Origin of the sequence: Marinactinospora thermotolerans DSM 45154, from assembly GCF_900167435.1 — a bacterium.
In the GTDB taxonomy this organism is placed as follows: Bacteria; Actinomycetota; Actinomycetes; order Streptosporangiales; family Streptosporangiaceae; genus Marinactinospora; species Marinactinospora thermotolerans.
This window is the reverse complement of record NZ_FUWS01000002.1, coordinates 115,207-139,529: the sequence shown is the minus strand read 5'-3', so window position 1 is coordinate 139,529 and position 24,323 is coordinate 115,207. Positions and strand designations below refer to the sequence as shown.

Below are 24,323 nucleotides of genomic sequence, written 5' to 3'. Positions count from 1 at the left end.
CTCGCTACTTCTTCTTGTCCTTCTCTCCGCTCTCGGTGGACAGCGCGGAGATGAACGCCTCCTGCGGCACCTCGACCCGTCCGACCATCTTCATGCGCTTCTTGCCCTCCTTCTGCTTCTCCAGCAGCTTGCGCTTACGGCTGATGTCACCGCCGTAGCACTTGGAGAGCACGTCCTTGCGGATGGCGCGGATGTTCTCGCGGGCGATGACCCGCGACCCGATCGCGGCCTGCACCGGGACCTCGAACTGCTGCCGCGGGATGAGCTCGCGCAGCTTCTTGGTCATCTCGACGCCGTAGGCGTAGGCCTTGTCCTTGTGCACGATGGCGGAGAAGGCGTCCACGGTCTCGCCCTGGAGCAGGATGTCGACCTTGACGAGGTCGGCCGCCTGCTCGCCGGAGGGCTCGTAGTCCAGCGACGCATATCCCTTGGTACGCGACTTGAGCTGGTCGAAGAAGTCGAACACGATCTCCGCGAGCGGCAGCGTGTAGCGCATCTCCACGCGGTCCTCGGACAGGTAGTCCATCCCCTGGAGGACGCCGCGGCGGCCCTGGCACAGCTCCATGATCTGACCGACGTAGTCGGAGGGGGTCAGCAGGGTCGCCTTGACCACCGGTTCGCGGACCTCGGCGATCTTGCCCTCGGGGAACTCGCTGGGGTTGGTGACCGTGTGCTCGGTGCGGTCCTCCATGACCACCTGGTAGACCACGTTGGGCGCGGTGGAGATGAGGTCGAGGTTGAACTCCCGCTCCAACCGGTCGCGGGTGATCTCCAGGTGCAGCAGCCCCAGGAAACCACAGCGGAACCCGAACCCCAGGGCCGCCGACGTCTCGGGCTCGAACACCAGCGCGGCGTCGTTGAGCTGGAGCTTCTCCAGGGCGTCGCGCAGCACGGGGTAATCGGTGCCCTCGATCGGGTACAGGCCGGAGAACACCATGGGTTTGGGGTCGCGGTAACCCGACAGCATCTCCTCGGCCCCGTTGCTCGCCGAGGTGACGGTGTCACCGACACGCGACTGGCGGACGTCCTTGACCCCGGTGATGAGGTAACCGACCTCGCCCACCCCCAGGCCCTCGACCTTGGTGGGCTCGGGGGAGATGACGCCGACCTCCAGCGTCTCGTGGGTGGCGCGCGTGGACATCATCGCGATGCGCTCGCGGGTGTCGAGCCGGCCGTCGACGACGCGCACGTAGGTGACGACGCCCCGGTAGGTGTCGTAGACCGAGTCGAAGATGAGCGCGCGCGCCGGGGCGTCGGGGTCGCCGACCGGCGGCGGGATGCGCCGGACGATCTCGTTGAGCAGCTCCTCGACGCCCTCTCCGGTCTTGGCGCTGACCTTGAGGACCTCGGAGGGGTCGCAGCCGATGATGTTGGCCAGCTCGGCGGCGTACTTCTCGGGCTGGGCCGCGGGAAGGTCGATCTTGTTGAGCACCGGGATGATCGCGAGATCGTTCTCCAGCGCCAGGTAGAGGTTGGCCAGCGTCTGGGCCTCGATGCCCTGGGCGGCGTCGACCAGCAGGATGGCGCCCTCGCAGGCGGCGAGGGAACGGGAGACCTCGTAGCTGAAGTCGACGTGGCCGGGGGTGTCGATCAGGTTGAGCACGTAGGTCACGTCGTCGAGGGCGGTGAAGGGAAGCCGTACCGCCTGCGACTTGATCGTGATACCGCGCTCGCGCTCGATGTCCATGCGGTCGAGGTATTGCGCGCGCATCTGGCGATCCTCGACGACCCCGGTCAACTGCAGCATCCGGTCGGCCAGTGTCGACTTGCCATGGTCGATGTGCGCGATGATGCAGAAGTTTCGGATCAGCGCGGGATCGGTCCGGGTTGGCTGTGGCACCGTGGTCCGTTCACGTTCTCGAGGTGGTCAGGGCTGGCGGCGCGCCGTCGGCGCGGACGGGGGCGTCGTCTCTCCATGGTCTCATGCGGCAGCGCGCGGGCCGCCGGGGACTTCCCCGGTGATCACGCGGATGTGCCATGGTGGAGACCCTCGTCAGCCTATGTCACTTCGGGAGGCCCCCGGTGAAATGGTTCCTGCAACGAGTCCTGGCCGCGCTGGCCACGCTGGTGGTGGTCGCGGTGGGGGCGGGAGCCCTGCTGGGGATGCAGTACCAGGGCGAGCCCGCCGAGTGGGCGCGCTCGGGCGGCGACGACGCGATCTGGCTGGGCCACGCCTGGGTCGACGGCCGCAACGGCGAGGCGGAGTTCCGGGCGCTCGCCGAACGGGTCTCCAACAGCGGCATCAGGGATCTCTACGTGCACACCGGCCCCCTGGCCGAGGACGGCACCCTCGATCCGGAGCTCCACCCGACCGCGGCCGACTTCGTGGACCGGGTGCACGAGGAGCTGCCCGAGGTCCGGGTCTCGGCCTGGCTGGGCCAGCTCGTCCCGGAGCGCAGCGCCCGCGAGGGGCGGCTGGAACTCGCCGAGGAGGAGACCCGGGCCAACGTCGTCGCCGCGGCCCGCACCGTGATGGAGATCGGCTTCGACGGCGTCCACTACAACTTCGAGCCCCTGTCGAGCGGCGACTGGAACTTCCTGAGCCTGCTGGAGGAGACCCGGGCCGCGATCGGCGAGGAGGCCTGGCTGTCCAGCGCGGTCGCCCAGATCGAGCCCATTCCCGGCTTCCGGCTGCTCGCCAAGGCGGTCGTGGGCCGGGACAAGTACTGGTCCACCGGCTACCTGACCCGTGTCGCCGAGTTGGTGGACCAGGTCGCGATCATGACCTACGACACCGGCATGCCGATGGAACGGCTCTACGGTGGTTACGTCGTCCACCAGACGCGGATGGCCCTGGACGCCGTTCCCGAGGACGTCGGGCTGCTCATGGGGGTGCCGGCCTACGACGACGAGCACGTCATGCGCGACCCCGAGGCCGAGACCATGGAGACCGCGACGCGCGCCGTGCGCCTGGGGATGTCCGAACGCCTCACGGAGCCGCGCGAGGGCGCCGGCGTGGCCATCTACGTGGACTTCGAGGCCACCGACCGGCAGTGGGACGCCTACCGTGACGGCTGGTTCACGCCCGCCGCCCCGTGACGTCGGTGAGGCGCAGGGCGCGCGGGCGGGTACCCCATGTCGGTGTCGCGGTGGGCCGGTACGGAGTGGTCCCGCCGGACGGGCATAATGGAAGTCCGTGTCTCGGACGTTCCACGTTCGGTTATGAGCCCTTAGGACTCACACACCTACGTCGATGCGTTGCTGAGCCGGCCGTGGAACGGCTGCCCACGCGTCCGCGCTCTCTCGTGATCGGCGCATGATCTTAAGTAACTGGAGCACGTTTTCGCATGGCGAACATCAAGTCGCAGAAGAAGCGCAACCGGCAGAACGAGAAGGCCCGTCTGCGCAACAAGGCGGTGAAGTCGTCCCTGAAGACGGCCATCCGCAAGTTCCGCGAAGCCGCCGAGGCCGGGAACGTCGACGAGGCCGTCGTCCTCCAGCGGGCCGCCGCCCGCCAGCTCGACAAGGCCGTCAGCAAGGGCGTCATCCACAAGAACCAGGCCGCGAACCGCAAGAGCGCGATCGCCGCGCGCCTGAACAAGGTGCAGGCCGGCTGACCCAGCGTCATCCCACGGAAGGCCGTCCCCTTCGGGGCGGCCTTCCGTCGTCTCCGGGACGGCTTCTGTCCACAGGGGGATATCGCCGCCTGACGGGGGGCCGGCCGCTCACTTAGCGTGATCGGCATGGCACTGTTCTTCCGTTCCTCCTCGGGGCACGACACCTCGGGTACCGCCGAACAGCGGTTGCGCGCCCTCACCGGGTCGCCCGACTCGCGGGGGCCGGGCTCCCTCCCCTCCCCGCACCAGGCTCCGTCGGCCTCGCCGACCGTCCCCGGCTCCCCCGGCGTCACGCCCCCACCACGCACGAGGGCCCCGGCCGAGGGCGGCGAGAGCGACACCGACGTCTCCCCGCCCGTCCCCCTCCTCCCCGCCCCGCCCTACACCCTGCCGTCGTGGCGGCGTCCCTTCGGGCATCCGCCTCCCGGTTACACCGAGGCCCCTCCCCCCGCCTCACTCACCGGAGTCTTCCACCGGCTCGCCCGGCTCCTCTCCCCCTTGGCGACCGAGGGACCCCGCTTCGGCCGCCCCGGGGTCTGGGCCGTGTCCGCGGTCTGCGTGCTCGCCGCGCTGGTCACCGGGTGGTTCATGCTCCAGGCGCGGGCCGACCCCCATCCGGTCCCCGCGGCGGCCTCGATCGAGCCCGCGGCCCCCTCCCCGACCCGGGACCGGCTCGACTCCCCCGGCCCGCTTCACCCCTCCGGCCGGGTCACCGTCCACGTCGGTGGCGAGGTCAACGAGCCGGGGGTCGTCTCCCTGCCCTCCGGTGCCCGGGTCACCGACGCCATCGAGGCCGCGGGCGGCCCCCTGCCCGGCACCGACACCGGACTGCTGAACCTCGCCCGGCCGCTCACCGACGGCGAACAGGTCCTGGTCGGCGTCACCCCCTCCCCGGGCGCGCTCCCCTCCGGGGTGGGCGCCGTGTCCGGGGTCCCGGGCTCTCCCGCCGACGCCCCCATCGACCTGAACACCGCCACCGTCGAGCAACTGGACGCGCTCCCCGGCGTGGGGCCCGTCCTGGCCGGGCGCATCGCCGAGTACCGGGCCGCCAACGGCGGCTTCACCTCGGTCGAACAGCTACGCGAGGTCACCGGCATCGGCGAGCGCCGCTTCGACGAGCTCGGTCCGCTCGTGCGGGTGGACGGCCCACCGTGATCCCGCTCGGTACCGACGCCCCCGACCGCTCCGGTCCCTCCGATCTGCGCCTGTGCGTCCCCGCCGCGGCGGTCTGGCTGGTCACCCTGCTTCTGTCGGGTTGTTCCCCCGGCGTGGCCGCGTCCGTCGGTCTTCTCCTCATCGCGGCGGTGGGCTCGTGCGTCCCCGCGTTGCGCCGGCCGGCGGTGGAGGCCCCCGCGGCCCTCGTCGCCGTCACGCTGCTGTGCTCGGCCGGTGGGGCGCTCGCCGTGGCCGGACGTCTCAGCGCGGTCGGCGGCAGTCCGGTGACGGCCCTGGCGGCCCGCGAGGGCAGGGCCGAGTTCGAGGCCGTGGTCACCCTCGATCCCCGTCCCCGGACCGGCGGTCCCCCCGTCCGGGGAGGGTCCTACGTCGTCGAGGCCCGGACCACCTGGGTGAGCGTGGCGGGCCGGCGGGTGTCCAGCCGCGTACCGGTCGTCCTGTTGGTCTCGGGGCCGCGTTGGGCCCGTCTGGTGCCGAGCCAGCGGGTCCGGGCGCAGGCGCGTTTCCTGCCGGCCGACCGCGGCGAGCTGGTCGCCGCCCTGATGGCGGTGCACGGCCCGCCCCGTCAGGTCGCTCCTCCCTCCTCCGCGCAGGAGGTCGCGGCCTCCGCCCGCGCCCGGCTCCGCGCGGCGGCGTCGGTCCTGCCCGAGCCCGAGCGCGGGCTGCTGCCCGCTCTCGTCGTCGGTGACGTCTCCCAGGTGCCGCCCACCACCAGGGCGCACTTCGAGGCCGCCGGGATGACCCACCTGCTCACCGTGTCCGGCGCGAACCTGGCGGTGCTGACCGGCGCCGCGCTGGCCCTCTCCCGGACGCTGCGGCTGCCCCGTTGGTGCACGGTGGGCGCCTCCGCCCTCATGATCGCCGTGTTCGTCCTGGTGGCCCGGCCCGAACCCAGCGTCCTTCGCGCCGCGTTCATGGGGGCGATCGCCCTGGTGGCCCTGGCGTTGGAGCGCGAGCGCGACGGGGCCCGCGCGCTGGCGGCCGCGGTGATCGGCCTCGTCCTGTTCGATCCGGCGTTGGCGCGCTCCCCCGGATTCGCGTTGTCGGTGCTGGCGACGGGCGGCATCGTGGTGCTCGCGCCACGGTGGCGGGAACGCTGGTCGGACCGGTTGCCCGCGTGGTCGGCCGACGCGCTGGCGGTGACCCTCGCCGCGCACGTGGCCTGTCTCCCCCTGCTCGCCGTGGTGTCCGCCGAGGTGAGCTGGATCGCGGTCCCGGCGAATCTGGCCGTGGGGCCACTGGTGGCGGTCGCCACCGTCGGCGGTTTCCTGGTGGCCGCGTTGGCGTTGGCGGCCCCTCCCCTGGCCGCGGTCGCGGTGTGGCTCCCGGGGATGGCCGTGGCCTGGATCAACGCGGTCGCCACCGCCGCCGCCCGCGTCCCGGGCGGTGCGCTGCCGTGGCGCGACGACCTGTACGGCGCGTTGGCGCTGGCCGGCGTCACCGTGGTGCTGCTGTCGACGCGGGGCCGGACGCGCCGGTTGCTCTCCGCCGCCGCGGCGACGGTGGCCGTCACCGTGCTGCCGCTCCAGTGCCTGGCCCCGGCCTGGCCGCCGGCGGGCTGGGCCCTGGTCGCCTGCGACGTCGGGCAGGGGGACGCCCTGGTGCTGTCCGCCGGAACGGGACGGGGCATCGTCGTCGACGCCGGGGCCGACCCCGCGGCGGTCGACCGCTGCCTTCGCGACCTGCGCGTACGCGAAGTCCCCCTGCTCGTGCTCACCCACGGCGACACCGATCACGTCGGAGGGCTCGACGGCGTGCTGGACGGACGCCGGGTGGGTACGGCCCTCGTCCCCCCGGGCTTCGACAACGACGCCGCGTCGGACGCACTCGCCGCGGCCTCCATCCCGTTGACCACCGTCACCTCGGGCCGGCGCTTCACCGAGGCCGGCTGGACGCTGGAGGTCCTGTGGCCCCGTTCGCGGGACGGGGGGAACGCCGGTTCCGTCGGCTCCAACGACGCGAGTGTGGTGCTCCTGGCGCGTCTGTCCCCACCCGGTCGGAGCGGGACTCCCCTGCGCGCGCTGCTCACCGGCGACATCGAGGAGTCCGCCCAGCGCGCCCTGCTCGGCGATCCGGCGATCCGTGGCGTGGACGTGCTGAAGACCCCGCACCACGGCGCGCGCACTCAGGAACCCGCCTTCCTGACCGCTGCCGCTCCCCGGCTGACCCTCACCTCGGTGGGGGCCGGCAACCCCTATGGCCATCCCGATCCCGCGACCTGGCGACTGCTGACCTCGCTGACGCCCGCGTCCTACCGCACCGACCTGCACGGTGACATCGCGGTCCTGCCCGGCCCCGCCGTGGCCCACCGCACCTCCTCCGCGCAACGTCGCGCGCGTCCCCCGCGGCATCCGCCGCCTCTCCGCCCGGACCGTCGCCGGACATGGCATGCTGCTTGTATGACCTCCGCCGCCGTTTCCCCGCTGACCGTCGTCGTGGGCGACGAGGAGCTTCTTGTGGACCGGGCCGTCGCCGAGATCGTGGCGATGGCCCGCGCCGAGGACCCTGAGGTGGTTGTCCACGACCTCCTGCCCTCCCAGGTCGGTCCGGGCAAACTGGCCGAGGTGACCTCCCCCTCCCTGTTCGGGGAGCGCCGTGTGGTGATCCTCCGCTCGGTCCACGACCTCACCAAGGACCTCGCCGGCGAGGTCACCGGTTATCTGAAGGACCCCGCCGACGACGTCGTCCTCGTGCTGGTGCACGCGGGCGGCGCGAAGGGGAAGGCGCTGCTGGAGGCCGCGGTCAAGGCCGGCGCGGCCCGCGTCACCTGCGCCAAACCGACCAAGGCCACCGAACGGCTCCAGTTCGTCAAGGGGGAGTTCTCGCGGGCCGGACGTCAGATCACCGCCGACGCCGCGCAGGCCCTCCTCGACGCGGTCGGCAACGACCTGCGTGAACTCGCGGCGGCCTGCACCCAGCTCGTCGCCGACACCGAGGGCCGGGTGGATGTCAAGGCGGTCGCCCGCTACCACACCGGCCGGGCCGAGGCCTCGGGCTTCACCGTCGCCGACCGGGCCGTCGAGGGCCGCCTCTCCGACGCCCTGGAGCAGTTGCGCTGGTCCTTGTCGGTCGGAACCGCGCCCGTGCTGATCAACAGCGCGCTGGCCGGCGCCGTGCGCGGGCTGGCCGTCGTGGCGCAGCCACCGCGCGGCGTGAACGACGCCGAACTGGCCAAGCGCGCCAAGGTGCCGCCGTGGAAGTTGAAGACACTGCGCCAGCAGGCACGGGGCTGGACCCCCCAGGGGGTGGCACGCGCGCTTGAGGTGGTCGCCGAGACCGACGCGCTGATCAAGGGCGCCGGCCGCGACCCCGCCTATGCGCTGGAGCGCGCCGTGATCGGGATCGCCACGGCCCGGGCACAGCGCTGAGCCGGTTTCGCCGCGTACCGCTACCGTTCGCCGGCCCTCCCGTGTCCGAGGACCGGCGAGGGGGCCTCTTCGCGCGCTCGTCCCGCCAGGTCCCTGAGGCCGGACGGCCCCGGGCGCACCGTCCTCACACGCCCCCTCTGCCTCCCCCTGGACGGGGCGACCACGCCTTCCACAAGGGGGCGTCGCGCCGTTGGGAGTCTGCTGGGACCGGGCGGGTGACGGAGGGCGCGGGAGGATCGGCGAGGACGTCGATCCGCTCCGCCCGGTCCACGCGCTGACCGGGCGGCGGGCCCCGTCGGTTTTCCTCGCCCGCGGTCGAAGTCGTGACGGTCCCGCCGCGAGCGGCCGACGCTCCACGCCGTGGTGACTCCCCGGTCTCCTCCGCCGCGGCGCCCCATGGCCTCGGCGGTCTGCGGCTGTGACGCGGCACGGCCGAACCTGTCCTGTGGTGTATGAGCCCCCGACTGTCCCGGACCGATCCACCGGTTGTGGTCGGCTTCCGTCGCCGTCCCCGACGGCGAGTTGGAGAAGCGGGCCACGTTGCGCCGGGTTGTCCCCGACCACCGGCGGAATCCGGACCGTGCCGGGAGCCACGGGGAGAGACGCCGTCGCACGGCGCGTCCAGCGCGCTCCCGGGGCGCGGCAGAAGCGGTCTGAGCAAGGCCGGGCCACAGGCCGGTCCGGACAGGCGGTGGTCCTCGTGGCGAGCGCGCCGGGCCTGCCCGTGTCCCCGCCCCCGGAGGGGCGGCACCGCGTCAGGCGGACGGGAGGCTATCTGATGGACTCGCCGCCGCGCCACACGCGCAGCGCCTTGAGTCCGTAGGCCCACGCGAAGGCGCCCTCGTGGTCGGCGTCCCACTGGACCATGTCGGCGTAGCGACCGGGAGCGAGCACCCCTCGGTCCGCGGCCCCCAACGCGATGGCGCCGCCGACGGTCGCCGCCCGCAGCGCCTCCAGAACGCTCATGTCGAACATGGCGATGGCCATGCACACCGCGAGCGGCAGCGAGGTGGACCCGGACTGGGCCGGATTGTGATCGGTGCCGAGGGCCACCGGGACGCCGTGGTCCAGCAGGGCGCGCACGGGCGGCGTGCGCCGTTCGTGCAGTGACGTGGTGGGACAGATGACCACGGGGGTGCCGGTCTTGGCGAGCGCCAAGACGTCGTCCTCGTCGGTCTCGTGCAGCAGATCCACCGATGAGCACTGAAGGTCGGCCGCCATGCGAACGGCCCCGTGTCGGGGCCGGGAGCAGGCGTGCATGCGGGTCTGGAGTCCGACCGAGCGGCCGATGGACAGCAGCCAACGCGCGTCCTCGGGGGTGAACTGCTGGCTGTCGCAGAAGACGTCCACCCCGTCGGCTCCGGCCTGAGCCGCGTCACCCAGCCAGGAGGCCACGGCGTCGACGTAGTCGCGGGGCCGGCCGAAGTACTCGGGAGGTACGGCGTGCGCGGCGAAGAAGGTGACGTGCAGGCGGGGCATGCCCGGCTCCTCCTCCAGCGAGCGCAGCAGCCGGACGTCGGCGAGCTCTCCGTCACGGGTGAGGTGGTAGCCGGTCTTGGCCTCGACCGTGGTGGTGCCGCTCAGCAACCAGTGCCGCAGGCGTTCGCGCACGCCGTTGCACAGGGTCCAGGGGTCGGTCCCGCGGGTGACGGTGACGGTGGAGGCGACGCCTCCGCCCGCGGAGGTGATCTCGGACATGGAGGCGCCGCTGGCGCGCATGGCGATCTCGGCGTAGCGGTTGCCGGCGTAGACCGGATGGCTGTGGGCGTCGATGAATCCGGGGGTGACCAGTCCGCCGCCGAGGTTCTCGACCTCGTCGACGTCGACGATGTCGTTGATGACCCCGGGCAGGCTCTGGGGAAGCTCAGCGGCCGGGCCGACCCACGCGACCCGGTCGTGCTGGAGAATCACCGCGGCGTTGCTGAGGAGCTCCATGCCTGTCCACAGCCGCCCGATGTTCGTCAGCAGTTGTACCGTCATCGTCTCACCGCTCGCCCGCCCGCGCCGCTACGGCCGGAGCGCCGCAGACAGGCCGGCGCACCGGAACACGTGGACAGTCATCAATGACCTCGTCGTTGGATGGTCGGGCGGAGGGGGTGCCCGCCACGCCCGGGGCCCACGGCGCACGGCCCCCGCGTCGGTGAAGCACACCGTAGTTCATCGACGAAGGGGATGTATAGCTCTGGTCCCAAACAGTGAACGGCGGAACACCCTGTGGTGTTCCGCCGTTCTCCGGGGATTTCAGCGGGTCTCGGCGGTGGCGAAGCCCTCCAGCAGGTTGGCGAGCACGTCGGGCACCATCGCGTGCAGCGCGGTCCCCTCGCCGGTGTACTCCTCGTGGAGGATGCGCCCCTCCTCATAGACCCGCGACACCAGGTCGCCACGGTCGTAGGGGACGAGGACACGGACCTCGCGTTCCAAGGTCGGAAGCGCCTCGGAGATGGCCCGGACGAGCTCGCCGACCCCCGCGCCGGTGCGCGCCGACACCTCGACCGCGCCGGGCACCCGGGTGCGCAGCTGCTTGAGGACGATGGGATCGGCGGCGTCGGTCTTGTTGATGACGATGAGCTCGGGAACGTCCTGCGCCCCGATCTCGGCGAAGACCGTGCGCACCGCGGCCAGCTGCTGCTCGGGGTCGGGGTGGGAACCGTCGACCACGTGCAGGATGAGGTCGGCGTCGGCGACCTCCTCCAGGGTGGAGCGGAACGCCTCGACCAGCTGGTGGGGCAGGTGGCGGACGAACCCGACGGTGTCGCTGAGCGTGAAGGCCCGGCCATCGGGGGTGCGGGCCTGCCGCACGGTCGGGTCCAACGTCGCGAACAGCGCGTTCTCGACGAGCACGCCGGCGCCGGTCAGCCGGTTGAGCAGGCTCGACTTGCCCGCGTTGGTGTAGCCGGCGATCGCCACGGCCGGCACCTGGCGGGTGCGGCGCTGGTCGCGTTTGACCTCGCGGGAGGTCGCCATCTGGGCGAGTTGCCGGCGCAGTTTGGCCATCTTGCTGTTGATGCGCCGGCGGTCGGTCTCGATCTTGGTCTCACCGGGGCCGCGCAGACCCACACCGCCGTTGCCGCCACCGGCGCGGCCACCGGCCTGCCGGGACAGGGATTCACCCCAACCGCGCAGCCGCGGCAGGAGGTAGGTGAGCTGGGCGAGCTCGACCTGCGCCTTGCCCTCGCGGCTGCGGGCGTGCTGGGCGAAGATGTCGAGGATCAGCGCGGTGCGGTCGATGACCTTGACCTTGACGACCTCTTCGAGCTGCCGGAGCTGTCCGGGGGTCAGCTCGCCGTCGCAGATGACGGTGTCGGCGCCGCTGCTCTCGACGATGTCGCGCAGTTCGGCCGCCTTGCCGCTGCCGACGTAGGTGGCGGGGTCGGGCTTGGAGCGGCGCTGGGTGAGTCCGTCGAGGACCAGCGCGCCGGCGGTCTCGGCGAGCTGTTTGAGTTCGATGAGGGAATTGTCGGCGTCGAGTTGGGTGCCGCTGCTCCATACGCCGATGAGCACGACGCGTTCCAGCCGCAGGGACCGGTACTCGACCTCGGTGATGTCCTCGAGCTCGGTGGAGAGCCCGGCCACGCGGCGTAGCGCGTAGCGCTCCTCGAGTTCGAGCTGCCCCTGTTCGGGGATGCCGTCGACGTGGTGGGACGGGGAGGCGAGTGTCGCGTCGACTTCCGTGTCAGCGACGGAGTCGGCCGGGTCGTAGGTCCGAGCGCCGTCGAAGGGATCGTGTTCGTTGAAAGCAGTAGTCATATCCATCCAGAGTCAACGCGGGTCCACCGCGAGTTCTTCCCTGAGATGGTCCCATGCCAACCCAATCCCGAGCATCGGGTTTTCCATCTGGGGTCGAGCCCCCTCGCCGGCGCGAGTCTCTTGTGCGGATCGCGAGAAGTACGGATATCCCGGCCCGCTCTCGCGGAAAGAACGATCTTCTTTCGCCTGAAAAGAAATTCGGTGCCACTCCACCACCGTCACAACATTGACCACCCCCGAAGAGCAGAGTAGCGTCATATTCCACATAACAGAAGCAAATTTCTCTATGTGGAAGGTATGGACTGTCATGGGCGCCACCAACGGGGTCGAGGTCACCGGCCCGCGGCACGAGCGATACGACGAGATCCTCACCGATGACGCCCTCGCGCTCATCGCCGACCTACACCGCCGCTTCGAGGGCCGTCGCCAGGAGCTCCTCGCCGCGCGCAAGCGCCGCCAAGCGGAGATCGCCGCGGGAGCCGACCTCGACTTTCTGCCCGAGACCCGGGGCATCCGCGAGGACCCCACCTGGAAGGTCGCCCCGCCGGCCCCCGGCATCGTGGACCGCCGGGTGGAGATCACCGGCCCCACCGACCGCAAGATGACGATCAACGCGCTCAACTCCGGCGCCAAGGTCTGGCTGGCCGACTTCGAGGACGCCAACACCCCGCTGTGGGAGAACATGATCGGCGGCCAGCTCAACCTCAAGGACGCGCTGGACCGCGCCATCGACTTCACCACGCCCCAGGGCAAGAGCTACACGCTGAAGGACGACTCCGAGCTCGCCACGATCGTCGTGCGCCCACGCGGCTGGCACCTCGACGAGAAGCACATCCTCATCGACGGCCAGCGCGCCTCCGGCGGCATCGTCGACTTCGCGCTGTACTTCTTCCACTGCGCGCGCCGCCAGCTCGCCAAGGGCAAGGGACCCTATTTCTACCTGCCCAAGATGGAGAGCCACCTTGAGGCCCGGCTGTGGAACGACATCTTCGTCCACGCCCAGGAGGCCCTCGGCATCCCCCGTGGCACGATCCGCGCGACGGTCCTCATCGAGACCATCCCCGCCGCGTTCGAGATGGAGGAGATCCTCTACGAACTGCGCGAGCACTCCGCCGGCCTCAACGCCGGACGCTGGGACTACCTCTTCAGCATCATCAAGACCCACCGCACCCGTGGCCGCCGCTTCCTGCTGCCCGAGCGCAACGCGGTCACCATGACCGCGCCGTTCATGCGCGCCTACACCGAGCTGCTGGTGAGCACCTGCCATCGGCGCGGCGCGCACGCGATCGGCGGGATGGCGGCGTTCATCCCCAGCCGCCGCGACCCCGAGGTCAACGAGCGCGCGCTGGCGAAGGTCCGCGAGGACAAGTCCCGCGAGTCCGGTGACGGCTTCGACGGCTCCTGGGTCGCCCACCCCGACCTGGTCCCCGTCGCCCGCGAGGTGTTCGACGGCGTCCTGGGGGAACGACCCAACCAGATCGACCGTCTCCGCGAGGACGTCACGGTGAAGGCCGGCGACCTGCTCGCCGTCGACAGCGCCGAGGGCGGCATCACCGAGGCCGGGCTGCGCGGGAACGTCAACGTCGCGCTGCAGTACCTCGCGGCCTGGATCGGCGGCAACGGCGCGGTGGCCATCCACAATCTGATGGAGGACGCCGCCACCGCGGAGATCTCGCGTTCCCAGATCTGGCAGTGGCTGCACAACGACGTCACCCTCGACGACGGCCCGAAGGTCACGCCGGAGCTGGTCGAGCGGGTCATCGATGAGGAGCTGGCCGCGATCCGCGAGGCGAGCGGCGCGGCGTTCGACTCCGGCCTCTACGAGCGGGCCAGGGAGCTGTTCACGACGGTCGCGCTGGCCGAGGACTACGCCGACTTCCTGACGCTGCCCGCCTACGAGCAGATGCCCTGACCGACCGGCCGGCGGCGGGACCGTTAGCGCCGCCCCTCGGGCGGGAAGGACCGTCCTGCCGCCGGCCACCGCCCGTCGCCACGCGGCACCTCGACGAGAAGGCGGACCCATGTCAGCACCAGTCGATCCCGGCACCCTCGTCCCGCAGTTACGCGCCATCTGCGGCGACGACGGCGTCATCACCGACATCGCCCAACGCCGCACCTACGAGAGCGACGGTCTGACCTACCACGCGGCCGTCCCCGGTGTCGTGGTCCTGCCCACGACCACGGCCCAGGTGGCCGAGGTCGTGCGGCTGTGCGCCGCCCACGGGGTCCCCTTCGTGCCGCGCGGTTCGGGGACCGGCCTGTCCGGGGGCGCGCTGCCGCGTCCCGACGGCGTCCTCATCGTGACGTCGCGGATGCGCCGGATCCTGGAGGTCGACATCGCCGCCCGCTGCGCCGTGGTGGAACCCGGCGTGATCAACCTCGACGTCACCCGGGCCGCCGCCCCGCACGGCTACTACTACGCCCCCGACCCCTCCAGCCAGCAGGTCTGCTCGGTGGGGGGCAACGTCGCGGAGAACTCCGGGGGCGCGCACTGTCTCAAGCACGGTTTCACCGTCAACCACGTGCTCGGCCTGGAGATCGTGACCCCGCGCGGCGAGATCGTGGAGCTGGGCGGCAAAGCCTCCGAGGCCCCGGGATATGACCTGATCGGCGCGTTCATCGGCTCGGAGGGGACCCTGGGCATCGCCACGAAGATCACCGTGCGGCTGCTGCGGGCGCCCGAGAAGGTCCGCACCCTCCTCGCGGCGTTCCCCGGCATGGACGACGGCGGCCGCGCGGTCTCCGCCATCATCGCCGCCGGCGTGCTGCCCTCCGCGATCGAGATGATGGACGCGCTGGCCATCGAGGCCGCCGAGGCCGCCGTGCGCTGTGGCTACCCCTCCGGGGCGGGGGCCGTGCTCATCGTCGAGCTGGACGGTCCGGCCGCCGACGTCGACGCCCAGTTCGAGGAGGTCGCCGCGCTGTGCCGGGCGGCGGGCGCGTTCGAGCTGCGTTCGGCGAGTGATCCCGATGAGCGCGCCCGCATCTGGAAGGGGCGCAAGTCGGCGTTCGCCGCGGTCGGCCGCATCAGTCCGGCCTACATCGTCCAGGACGGGGTCGTCCCGCGCACCGCGCTGCCCGAGGTGCTGGCGCGCATCGCCGAACTCTCGGCGCGTTCGGGCATCCGGGTGGCCAACGTCTTCCACGCCGGGGACGGCAACCTGCACCCGCTCGTGCTGTTCGACGATTCCCTTCCGGGCGCGGCGGAGCGCGCCGCGGAGGTGTCCGGAGCGATCCTGGACCTGTGCATCGAGCACGGTGGTTCCATCACCGGCGAGCATGGCGTCGGCGTGGACAAGGCGTGCCACATGCCGGAGATGTTCACCCCCGAGGACCTGGAGACGATGGCCTGGTTGCGCGCCGCCTTCGACCCCGACGGCATCGCCAACCCGGAGAAGCTGTTGCCCACTCCTCGGCTGTGCGGGGAGCGGCCCGGAGTGCGCACCGGAGTCCACCCGCTGGTGGCCTCCGGTAAGGCCGAACTGTTCTGACCCCGAGGAGGGACGTGAGCGGCGAACAAGGAGCCATGGCCGGTCCCGGCGCGTCGGCCTCCCGGCGGGGAGGCGACCCGCGGGCCGTTCTCGAGGAGGTGCGCGACGCCATCCCCCTGCGCAGCGGTGCCGGGGACGACGCCGTGGGAGGGGTCGTCCCCGCCCTGGTGGCGGCCCCGCCCGACGCGGCGGCGGTCGCCAAGCTGCTGGCCGTGTCGGCGCGGCACGGGCTGACGGTGGTGGCGCGCGGCAACGGCACCAAGCTCGATTGGGGCCGTCCACCCCGACGGTGCGACCTGCTGGTCGACACCGGTGCCCTGAACCGGATCGAGCACGCCTCCGGCGACCTGGTGGTGCGCGCCGAGGCGGGAGCCGGCCTGGCCGAGCTCGACGCGGTCCTGGCGCGCGCCGGGCAGCGTCTGGTGGTGGATCCGGTCGTGCCGGGGTCGTCCCTGGGCGGCGTGGTGGCGACGGGCCTGTCGGGGCCCCGGCGCGCGCTGTACGGGCCGCTGCGCGACCTGATCATCGGGATGACGGTGGTGCGCGCCGACGGGGTGACCGTGAGGTCCGGTGGGGCCGTGGTGAAGAACGTCGCAGGCTATGACCTGGGAAAGCTGCACACCGGAGCGTTCGGCACGCTCGGCCTGATCACATCGGTGACGCTGCGGCTGCACCCCGTCCCCTCCGCGGCCCGCCATGTGTGGGCGCGCACCACCGACCCCGCCACGGCACGGGGCTGGATCCTGGCCCTGCTGGACTCCCAGACCGTCCCCTCCGCCGTCGAGGTCGACTGGCCCGTCGAGGGACCGATCTGGGTGCAGGTGCTGCTGGAAGGCGCCGAGGACGGCATCGCCGCCCGGGCGCGGGACGTCGCGGACCTGCTGGAGGGTGCCGAGGCCGCGGAGGAGGCGCCACCGGGCTGGGGCGTCCTGCCGGGCCGGGCCGGCGACACGTTGCTGAAGCTCACCTGCGCGCCCCCTGATCTGGTCGCCGCGGTACAGACGCTGCGGACGGCCACCGAACGGGCCGGCGTCCCGGTCGCGGTGCGGGGTTCCGCCGGCGCCGGCGTGGTGCACGCCGCGGTTCCGGCGGACGCCGATCCCGTCGCCGTCCACGGGGCCGTCTCCGCTGCGCGCGCGGCGCTTCCACGGGGGTGGCTGACCGTGCCGCGGGCGGGGGCGGACCTGCTCGCCGCGGGCCTGGATCCGTGGGGCGAGGTTCCCGGACTGCCTCTGATGCGCGCGGTCAAGGACCGCTTCGATCCCCGCAACCTCCTGTCACCCGGCCGCTTCGTCGATGGGATCTGAGATCATGACCGACACCGATTCCTCGCGTTCCTTCGAGGACCTGCTGGGCGACTGCGTTCACTGCGGCTTCTGCCTGCCGACCTGCCCGACCTATGTGCTGTGGGGCGAGGAGATGGACTCCCCGCGCGGGCGCATCCACCTCATGGAGCAGATGCGTGAGGAGGACGTCCTCTCCCAGGCCGCCGTCGAGCACTTCGACCGTTGCCTGGGCTGCCTGGCGTGTGTGAGCGCCTGTCCCTCGGGGGTACGCTACGACTCCCTCATCGAGACCACGCGCGCCCGGGTGGAACAGGAACACCGGCGTGGACCCGGCGAGCGGCTGCTGCGCGCGGCGATCTTCGCCCTGTTCCCGCACCGTTCCCGGCTGGAACTGCTGCGCGGCCCGCTCCGCGCCTACCAGGCCAGCGGCCTGTCGGCGCCGCTACGGCGCAGCGGGTTGCTGGAGCGGCTCTCCCCCTCGCTGGCCGCGATGGAGCGGATCGCCCCGCCCGTGCGGCCCGCTCCCCGGCTGCCCGAGCTGGTCCCGGCCCGGGGGCGTCGCCGCGCCGTGGTCGGGATGCTCACCGGGTGCGTTCAGGGCGCGTTGTTCCCCCAGGTCAACACGGCGACGGCGCGTGTCCTGGCCACCGAGGGGTGCGACGTGGTGATCCCGCGCCGTCAGGGGTGCTGTGGCGCGCTGTCGGCGCACTCGGGGCGCGCCGCCGAGGCCGCGCGGTTCGCCCGCGAGGTGATCCGCGTGTTCGAGCGGAGCGGCGTCGAGGCGATCGTCGTCAACTCCGCCGGCTGTGGCAGCACGATGAAGCACTACGCCGATGTGCTGCGGACCGCCGGGGCCACGCAGGAGTGGGTGGGGCGGGCCGAGGCGCTGGGGCGGCGGGTGGTGGACCTGGCGGAGTTCCTGGTGGATCTGGGACCGGTGGCCGAACGCCACCCGTTGCCCGTCCGCGCCGCCTATCACGACGCCTGCCACCTGGCACACGGCCAGGGGGTGCGCGACCAGCCGCGCCGGCTGCTGCGCGCGATCCCCGAGCTGGAGGTCGCCGACCTGCCCAACGCCGACGTCTGCTGCGGGTCGGCCGGCGTCTACAACCTGCTGCGCCCGCAGGCAGCCGATGACCTGGGCCGGCGTAAGAGCGAGGACGTGCGCTCCACCGGGGCCGAGCTGCTGGTGGCGGGCAACCCCGGCTGCTCGCTCCAGATCGCCTCGGCGGTGCGGCGCGACGGCGCGACGATCTCGGTGGCCCACACCGTCCAGGTGCTGGACGCCTCGCTGCGCGGCCTGGGCCGCGCGGCGCTGGTCGGCCGGGCCGCGGGGTGAGGCTCAGCCGTTCTTGACGAAGCCGATATCGGCCTGGTCGAGTGCGGCGAACCCGGCCGCGCCGAGGTTGGCGATGTCCTCGCGGACGGCCACCAGCTCGGGACGCTGGTAGAGCGGGAGGGTGTGACCGGCCTCCCACAACAGCCGGTCGGCCTCGTTGATCCGTTCCCGGGCCGCCTCGGGGGAGAACTCCGCGAGCGCCGCGTTCATGGCGGCGTCGATCTCGGGCGAGCCGATCCGTCCGACGTTGGAGCGCCACAGCGGTGATCCGGAGTCGTCGGTGACCGCGTCGCTCCACTGCGCCATGGACGGGGAGACCGGGAATCCGGTGCCGTAGTTGACGAAGGCGACGAGGTCGTAGTCGCCGGGAAGGACGTGTTCGGAGAACAGGCTGTCGCCGGGGACCGCCTCGATGTCCACGGCGATGCCGACCTCGCCGAGCATCGCCTGGACGAGCTCGGCCTCGCTCTGGGCCGTCGCGTACCCCTGGGGTACCACGAAGGTGAGCCGTAGCTCTCGGCCGTCCTTGACGCGGACCTGTCCGCCGTCCTTGCCCAGGGTCCAGCCGGCCCGTTCGAGGAGTTCGGCGGCGCGTTGCGGGTCGGGGCCGGCCCACTCTCCGCTGTTGTCGACGTAACCGTCCTGGGTGGGCATGAGGAAGTGGTTGCCGAGCGGTTCCGGCTCCCAGCCGATCGAGCTGAACGCCGCGGCGGCGAGCGCGGTCCGGTCGATGGCCAGGAAGAGCGCGTGGCGGACGTCGACGTCGGCGAGGATCGGGCTTTGGCCGTTGAGGGTGATGTGGCGGTAGTCGGGGGCGAGCGCGGCCCGGACCTCGCTGTCCCGCGCGTCCCTGACCCGGGCGTAGCTGCCGGACTCGGGGGCCGGCGCGTAGGCGTCGATCCCGCCGTCGAGGAAGGCCGCGTCGAGCGCGTCGGGGGCCATGGCCCGGTAGACGATGCGGTCGAGCAGGGCCGGCTCCCCCCACCAGTCCGTGTCGCGGACGACCGTGATCGTCTGGCCGGTGGGATCGATCTCCTCGAACTCGAACGGTCCCGCGGTGACCGGGATGGTCTCGCGGTAGCCCTCGTTGAACTTCGCCGGGGATGAGGTGTACTCGTGCGGCAGCAGGTGGGAGAAGAGGGCCTCGTACTCGGCGAACGGCCGGGCGAACTCGACGACGACCTCGAACTCGTCCGCGCCGCGGCGGACCTCGGAGATCCGGTCGTATCCGGCCTCGCCCAGGATCTCGTACCCCTCGCCGCGGCCGGACAGCGCCGTGGCCATGGCCGCGTAGTCGCGCCAGGTGATGGGATCGCCCGTGGACCAACGGGCCTCCGGGTTGAGCTTCAGCGTCACGACCTGGCGGGGTTCGGTCGTGACGGTGACCTCCTCGACGTAGTCGGGGTCGGGATGGGCGCGTCCCTTGTCGTCGGTGCGGAAGGGGGTGGGCAGCAGCCCGTCCATGACGGTGGCCACCGTGGAGAGGTTGCCGTTGGCGTGGTGGGGGTTCCACTGGGCGGGGAAGTCGTTGACCCCCCAGCGCAGCGTTCCGCCTTCGGCGAGCTCTTCACGCGGTAGGGGGTTGATCGCGGAGGCCGGGAGGGAGTCGAGGTCCATCTCCGGTTCCTGGGGCCGGTTCCCGCAGGCCACGAGGCTCGCCAACAGCGTCACAACCGACGCCAGCGCCGCGCCTCCGCGCACCGTCACCGCTCGCACCCGTCCCCCAACGCTGTCGCGCCGCCGGCGTCACGAGGGTAACGCGCCGCACCCGAACGGCCTAAAGTAACTAATAGAACAATTCGGAAATGTTACTCCGTCAAGGGGTCTTCGCTGATCCCCCAGCCTCCCCCCAGGGATCCTCACACCTCCCTGGCCCTCGGGTCGAGTAGGAAACGGGCCACGTCGGCGAGAATTCCCACGGCCACCAGCGTCGCCGCCGCGAGCGCGCACACCGCCGCGACCGCGTTGACGTCCCCCTTGGCGACCGAGTCGAGGAGGAACTCGCCCAGACCGTGCCAGCCGAACACCTTCTCGGTGAACACCGCCCCGGTGAACAACGCCGCCGAGGAGTAGCCGAAGTAGGCGAACGCCGATCCCAGCGTCGGACGGAGCCCGTGCCGCAGCAACGCCGAACGGCGGGTGAGCCCCTTGGCCCGCGCGGTCCGGACGTGGTCGGCCCCCACCTGGTCGGCCATCAACGCCCGCTGGTAACGGCTGTAGACGGCGGCCAGCGGCAGGGCGATGGTGAGGGTCGGCAGCACCAGGTGGCGGGCGCGGTCGACCGCCGCGTCCCAGGCGTCACCGGGCAGGGCGTGGGTGTACTCGCCCGTCGCCCGTAACAGGTCGGTGCCCGCGACGTCGTTCACCCACAACGCCGTGTTCTGCAGACAGACCGCGATGACGATCGCCGGTGTGGAGATGACCAGGAACGCGCCGACCGTGGACAGCCGGTCGACCGCGCCGTAGCGCCGTGCCCCCGCCCAGGCCCCCACCAGCACCCCGGTGACGCCGCCGACGAGCACGCCCGGAACGACCAGCCGCAGGGTCACCCCCGCGCGCCGCTCCACCTCCTCGCCGATCGGCCGGCCGTCCCAGGTCCGGCCGAGGTCCCCGGTCAGCACGTTCCCGGCCCACGTCACGTAACGCTCGGCCAGCGGAACACGGTCGCTGAGGTTGTAGCGCTCCAGGAGCGTGTCGACGACGTGTTCGGGAAGCGGGGGCTGACGCCCCTCGTAGTTACCGCGGGGGTCCAGCGCGGAGGCCGCGAGCAGGTAGGCGCAACTGCTCACGACCACCACGAGCAGCAGACCGCCGCCCAGCCGGCGCAGCAGGAATCCGGCCACGCCCCTCCTCGTTCGGATCAGGACGACAGGTGGACGTCGCCTTCGGCGACGATGACGGCGGGACCGCTCAACCAGGCCCGGCCGGACTCCAGCACCACGGTGCACTCGCCGCCGGGGACCCGCACCCGCCACGTGGCGCTCTGCCCCTCGGGCGTCGCGGCGGCGGCCGCGGCGACGATCCCGGTCCCGCACGAGCGGGTCTCGCCCGCCCCGCGCTCATAGACCCGCATCTCCAGCACGCCCGGCCCGGACTCGCGGAACACCTCGACGTTGGCGCCCTGGGGGAACTCCCCCGCGTCCAGGGACGGCTGCGTGGTGAGGTCGATGCCGGCGAGCGGACGGTCGACCCGGCAGGCCAGGTGGGGGTTGCCCACGGAGATCCGCAGCCCCTGGACCGGGCCGTCGGCCAGGCGCGCCGTCCCCTCGCCGAACATGGTCACGTTACCCATGTCGACCGTGACGTCGCCGTTGGGCTCGATCCTGACGTGACGCGCGCCGGAGCGGGTGCCCACCCCGAAGGAGTCGGCGGCGACCAGTCCCGAGGAGAGCAGGTAGCGGGCGAAGACCCGCACCCCGTTGCCGCACATCTCGGCGACGCTGCCGTCGGCGTTGCGGTAGTCCATGAACCACTCGCAGTTCTCGGCCGAGCGGGCCTCCTCGGCCAGGGGCTCGCCGAGCGCCTTGGTGCGTACGACCCGCAGCACGCCGTCCGCGCCGATGCCGGCCCGGCGGTCGCACAGCGCGGCGACCCGTTCGGGGGTCAGTTCCAGCGTCCCGTCGGGATCCGGAAGGATCACGAAGTCGTTCTCGGTGCCATGGCCCTTGGCGAATCGCATGCCTCTCATCCTAGGAGGAGCCGGTGGTCCCGGCCGCCCCTCCGCCCATGTGACGACATGTTCGGTGAACCGGGTCACTCTGTCCGCGCTGCCACACTGGAGAGGTGAAGATGGTGATCGCGGTCGTCGGGCCGACCGCAGCGGGCAAATCCGACCTCGGCGTCGAGCTGGCGTTGCGGCTCGGCGCGACCGGTGCCCCCGGCGAGGTCGTCAACGCCGACTCCATGCAGCTGTACCGGGGCATGGACATCGGCACCGCGAAGCTGCCCCCGGCCGAACGACGTGGCGTCCCCCACCACCTGCTCGACGTATGGGAGGTGACCGAGACCGCCAACGTGGCCTCCTACCAGCGCATGGCCCGCGCGACGATCGACGACCTGCGCGCCGCGGGACGGACGCCGATCCTGGTCGGGGGTTCGGGACTGTACGTGCGCGGCGCACTGGACGAGCTGGACTTTCCCGGCACCGATCCGGCCGTCCGCGCCCGTCTGGAGGCCGAGCTCGCCGAGGTCGGGCCGGCCGCGCTGCACGCCCGGCTCGGCGAGCTCGATCCCGCAGCCGCGGCGGCGATCCTGCCGAGCAACGGCCGCCGGCTGGTCCGCGCGCTGGAGGTCATCGAACTGACCGGCCGGCCCTTCACCGCGACGATGCCCGAGCACGTCTCGCGCTACCCGTGCGTGCAGATCGGACTGGAGGTCCCCCGCCCCGAACTCGACGAGCGCATCGCGCTGCGCGTGGAGCGCATGTGGGCGGCGGGACTGGTCGAGGAGGTCCGCGGGTTGGAGTCCCACGGACTGCGTGAGGGGTTCACCGCCTCGCGTGCCCTCGGCTACGCCCAGATCCTGCGGTTTCTGTCCGGGGAGTGCGGCGAGCAGGAGGCCAAGGACGAGACGGTGCGTGCCACCCGGCGCTTCGCCCGCCGTCAGGAGTCGTGGTTCCGTCGCGACCCGCGTGTCGTGTGGCTTGCCTACGACGCGCCCGACCTCACCGAGCAGGCGTTGGCGGCCGTGCTGGACGCCACCGGCGCCACGCCCCACTGAACGGTTCCCTCACCGACTCCACGAGGCGACGAAGTAGCCGACGCCGTAGGGAGCCTCGTGGGCGAGGAGTTCGCCTCTGAGCCCGGCTCCGCGTGCCGCCTCCGCGAGCACCTGCCAGGCCGGCCGGCCGGCGACGAGCAGCTCGCGCGCCGGCTCCGGGGCCAGCCCGGCCAGCGCGCGGGTGTCGGCGCGTGCGAGCGCGTCGGCCACCTCGGTGTCGTACCGCCTCGCCCGTTCGTCGAGGTAGCCGGGGGAGGTCGTGTCGCGCCGGGCGCTGCCGTCCCCCATGACCAGCGCGGCCACCCGCGGGGCCTGGGCGGCCAGCCGCCTTCCCATCTCCCGGCACTCCTGTGGGCCGGCGTCCCCCGCGATCTCGGCGTAGGCGTCGGGGGTGGCGCCCGCGCGCTCGGCGAGCCAGCGTCCCAGGGTCAGTGACAGCGGTAGCACCGTCGGGACGCCCCCCGTCCGCACCCCTACCCCGTAGGCCGTGAGGTCGCCGCCGGCCTCGGGCCCATGCCATCCGGTCGCCGTCCCCGCGCCGACCACCACGATCCGGTCGGCGCCCGCCTCCAGCAGCCCTGCGACCGCGCGGTCGCAGGCGGCGCGCACCGTGTCGAGTTCGCCGGCGGCACCCTGGGCGACCTCGGGGACGAGCAGGGGCGGGTGGGGGCACACGGCGGCGGCGATCAGCACAGGGCGAGGTTATCGCCCGTCCGCGGCCCTGGTGACGGGTGGCGGACGGGACGGGGCGGCCTATCGGGACTTGACGGCTTCCTTACCCGCGGGGGCGTTGTCCGGTGCCGCCGTCCGGCCTAGCGTCGACTGTGTGACCGTTTTCGGCGTCTGGTCATCGGGTCAGCACCGGACACGGCAGAGGGGGTGGGGCACGTGGGGACCACCGGCCCGACGGCCATGGACGTCCACGAGGGGGCCGAGCGCGCCGGCAGGGCCGCGCGCATCCTGGACTCCGCCAGCGAGCTGCTGGTCGCCTGGGGCTACCGGCGCGTCACCATCGACGAGGTCGCCCGGCACGCCGACGTCGGCAAGGGAACCGTCTACCTGCACTGGAGGACCAAGGAGGCGCTCTTCCTCGCCGTCCTGCTGCGCGCGAAGAGGCGGATCGTGGGGGCGCGGGCGAACGCCATGCGCCACGACCCCGGCGAGGCCCTGCCCAGCCGCATGGTCCGGGCGATGTATGTGGACCTGCACGCGGACCCGGTCGCCCGGGCGTTGTACACCGGCGACTCCCGGCTGCTGGGCCAATTGTCCCGTATCTCCAACGAACGGCTCCGCGGACTGACCGACGAGGGCGTGATCACGCTCGACCGCCATCTGGGGATACTGCGCGAGCACGGCCTGGTCCGCGTCGATTCCGACGTCCGGCACCAGGAGTACGCCCTGAAGGCGACCACGCTCGGTTTCCTCATGCTCGACCCGTTCCTTCCCGACCAGGCCTCCATGGGGATCGAGGAACGCGCCGACGGGCTGGAGGCGACGGTCCGGGCCGCCCTCGAACGACCCGGCGATCCCGCGGCGCTCGCCGCCGCGGCACCGCCGATCGCCGCGCTGTACGCGCGGCTGGACAGGCTGTGCCGTGAGGAGATCCGGCGCCAGCTCAGGGAATGACACATACGTGAGGA

General features: G+C 72.2%; 17 protein-coding genes and 1 pseudogene. 11 read left to right on the top strand and 7 right to left on the bottom strand.

All coding sequences use genetic code 11. The features are described from left to right. Positions 1–4: 4 nt before the first annotated feature. Positions 5–1,840: a translation elongation factor 4 gene (gene lepA / locus B5D66_RS03590; RefSeq protein ID WP_078760159.1), complete on the bottom strand. Its 1,836-nt coding sequence runs from the start codon at positions 1,838–1,840 to the stop codon at positions 5–7. A gap of 182 nt (positions 1,841–2,022) precedes the next feature. On the opposite strand from lepA, the gene B5D66_RS03585 reads away from it, so the two are divergent. From B5D66_RS03585 to holA, 5 genes and pseudogenes are all read left to right on the top strand, one after another. Continuing rightward, on the top strand, positions 2,023–3,039 hold the full coding sequence (locus B5D66_RS03585) for a glycoside hydrolase family 18 protein (RefSeq protein ID WP_235000715.1): 1,017 nt from the start codon (positions 2,023–2,025) through the stop codon (positions 3,037–3,039). 248 nt (positions 3,040–3,287) lie between these two features. Continuing rightward, a complete protein-coding gene (rpsT, locus tag B5D66_RS03580; RefSeq protein WP_078760157.1) occupies positions 3,288–3,557 on the top strand; it encodes a 30S ribosomal protein S20 in 270 nt (89 codons plus the stop codon). Between the two features lie 126 nt (positions 3,558–3,683). Continuing rightward, positions 3,684–4,712: a ComEA family DNA-binding protein gene (locus tag B5D66_RS25895; protein ID WP_235000713.1), complete on the top strand. Its 1,029-nt coding sequence runs from the start codon at positions 3,684–3,686 to the stop codon at positions 4,710–4,712. 563 nt (positions 4,713–5,275) lie between these two features. After that, positions 5,276–6,469, top strand: a pseudogene (locus tag B5D66_RS25890) (ComEC/Rec2 family competence protein); the annotation flags it as partial. A gap of 663 nt (positions 6,470–7,132) precedes the next feature. Further along, entirely contained in the window at positions 7,133–8,101 is a 969-nt protein-coding gene (gene holA / locus B5D66_RS03565; protein WP_078760513.1) for a DNA polymerase III subunit delta, read from the top strand. A 771-nt stretch (positions 8,102–8,872) separates the two neighbouring features. Here the strand turns inward: holA and hutI are convergent. Both hutI and hflX read right to left on the bottom strand, forming a co-directional pair. Beyond that, complete coding sequence (gene hutI, locus B5D66_RS03560; RefSeq protein ID WP_078760156.1) at positions 8,873–10,081, bottom strand: imidazolonepropionase; 1,209 nt, start codon at positions 10,079–10,081, stop codon at positions 8,873–8,875. A 261-nt stretch (positions 10,082–10,342) separates the two neighbouring features. Next, positions 10,343–11,854: a GTPase HflX gene (gene hflX, locus B5D66_RS03555; protein WP_144389953.1), complete on the bottom strand. Its 1,512-nt coding sequence runs from the start codon at positions 11,852–11,854 to the stop codon at positions 10,343–10,345. A 301-nt stretch (positions 11,855–12,155) separates the two neighbouring features. Here hflX and aceB point away from each other — a divergent pair, with 301 nt between their 5' ends. The 4 genes from aceB (at position 12,156) to B5D66_RS03535 (ending at position 17,964) form a co-directional block, all read left to right on the top strand. Continuing rightward, entirely contained in the window at positions 12,156–13,760 is a 1,605-nt protein-coding gene (gene aceB / locus B5D66_RS03550; RefSeq protein ID WP_078760154.1) for a malate synthase A, read from the top strand. A 109-nt stretch (positions 13,761–13,869) separates the two neighbouring features. Beyond that, positions 13,870–15,339: an FAD-linked oxidase C-terminal domain-containing protein gene (locus B5D66_RS03545; protein WP_078760153.1), complete on the top strand. Its 1,470-nt coding sequence runs from the start codon at positions 13,870–13,872 to the stop codon at positions 15,337–15,339. A 35-nt stretch (positions 15,340–15,374) separates the two neighbouring features. Next, positions 15,375–16,646: an FAD-binding oxidoreductase gene (locus B5D66_RS03540; protein WP_078760152.1), complete on the top strand. Its 1,272-nt coding sequence runs from the start codon at positions 15,375–15,377 to the stop codon at positions 16,644–16,646. Between the two features lie 4 nt (positions 16,647–16,650). Then, positions 16,651–17,964 (top strand): (Fe-S)-binding protein, encoded by a 1,314-nt coding sequence (locus B5D66_RS03535; RefSeq protein WP_078760151.1) that lies wholly within the window; start codon positions 16,651–16,653, stop codon positions 17,962–17,964. A 3-nt stretch (positions 17,965–17,967) separates the two neighbouring features. Here the strand turns inward: B5D66_RS03535 and B5D66_RS03530 are convergent, their stop codons facing one another. The 3 genes from B5D66_RS03530 to dapF form a co-directional block, all read right to left on the bottom strand. Further along, entirely contained in the window at positions 17,968–19,680 is a 1,713-nt protein-coding gene (locus tag B5D66_RS03530) for an ABC transporter family substrate-binding protein (RefSeq protein WP_327307778.1), read from the bottom strand. Between the two features lie 143 nt (positions 19,681–19,823). Beyond that, positions 19,824–20,807, bottom strand: a complete 984-nt coding sequence (locus B5D66_RS03525) for an ABC transporter permease (RefSeq protein ID WP_078760150.1) — start codon at positions 20,805–20,807, stop codon at positions 19,824–19,826. Between the two features lie 17 nt (positions 20,808–20,824). Next, positions 20,825–21,643, bottom strand: coding sequence for a diaminopimelate epimerase (dapF, locus tag B5D66_RS03520; protein ID WP_078760149.1), 819 nt, complete (start codon positions 21,641–21,643; stop codon positions 20,825–20,827). Between the two features lie 110 nt (positions 21,644–21,753). Between dapF and miaA the strand changes: the two genes are divergently transcribed. Then, a complete protein-coding gene (miaA, locus tag B5D66_RS03515) occupies positions 21,754–22,683 on the top strand; it encodes a tRNA (adenosine(37)-N6)-dimethylallyltransferase MiaA (RefSeq protein WP_078760148.1) in 930 nt (309 codons plus the stop codon). Between the two features lie 9 nt (positions 22,684–22,692). On the opposite strand, the gene B5D66_RS03510 is transcribed toward miaA, so the two are convergent. Continuing rightward, positions 22,693–23,376: a class III extradiol dioxygenase subunit B-like domain-containing protein gene (locus B5D66_RS03510; protein ID WP_078760147.1), complete on the bottom strand. Its 684-nt coding sequence runs from the start codon at positions 23,374–23,376 to the stop codon at positions 22,693–22,695. A 195-nt stretch (positions 23,377–23,571) separates the two neighbouring features. Between B5D66_RS03510 and B5D66_RS03505 the strand changes: the two genes are divergently transcribed. Next, positions 23,572–24,309, top strand: coding sequence for a TetR/AcrR family transcriptional regulator (locus B5D66_RS03505; RefSeq protein WP_200813504.1), 738 nt, complete (start codon positions 23,572–23,574; stop codon positions 24,307–24,309). Positions 24,310–24,323: the final 14 nt, after the last annotated feature.

Coding starts and splice junctions, on each gene's coding strand:
- miaA (WP_078760148.1), top strand. CDS start 21,754: ATGGTGATCGCGGTCGTCGGGCCGACCGCAGCGGGCAAATCCGACCTC.
- holA (WP_078760513.1), top strand. CDS start 7,133: ATGACCTCCGCCGCCGTTTCCCCGCTGACCGTCGTCGTGGGCGACGAG.
- B5D66_RS03535 (WP_078760151.1), top strand. CDS start 16,651: ATGACCGACACCGATTCCTCGCGTTCCTTCGAGGACCTGCTGGGCGAC.
- dapF (WP_078760149.1), bottom strand. CDS start 21,643: ATGCGATTCGCCAAGGGCCATGGCACCGAGAACGACTTCGTGATCCTT.
- B5D66_RS03545 (WP_078760153.1), top strand. CDS start 13,870: ATGTCAGCACCAGTCGATCCCGGCACCCTCGTCCCGCAGTTACGCGCC.
- hflX (WP_144389953.1), bottom strand. CDS start 11,854: ATGGATATGACTACTGCTTTCAACGAACACGATCCCTTCGACGGCGCT.
- B5D66_RS25895 (WP_235000713.1), top strand. CDS start 3,684: ATGGCACTGTTCTTCCGTTCCTCCTCGGGGCACGACACCTCGGGTACC.
- B5D66_RS03540 (WP_078760152.1), top strand. CDS start 15,375: ATGGCCGGTCCCGGCGCGTCGGCCTCCCGGCGGGGAGGCGACCCGCGG.
- aceB (WP_078760154.1), top strand. CDS start 12,156: ATGGGCGCCACCAACGGGGTCGAGGTCACCGGCCCGCGGCACGAGCGA.
- hutI (WP_078760156.1), bottom strand. CDS start 10,081: ATGACGGTACAACTGCTGACGAACATCGGGCGGCTGTGGACAGGCATG.
- rpsT (WP_078760157.1), top strand. CDS start 3,288: ATGGCGAACATCAAGTCGCAGAAGAAGCGCAACCGGCAGAACGAGAAG.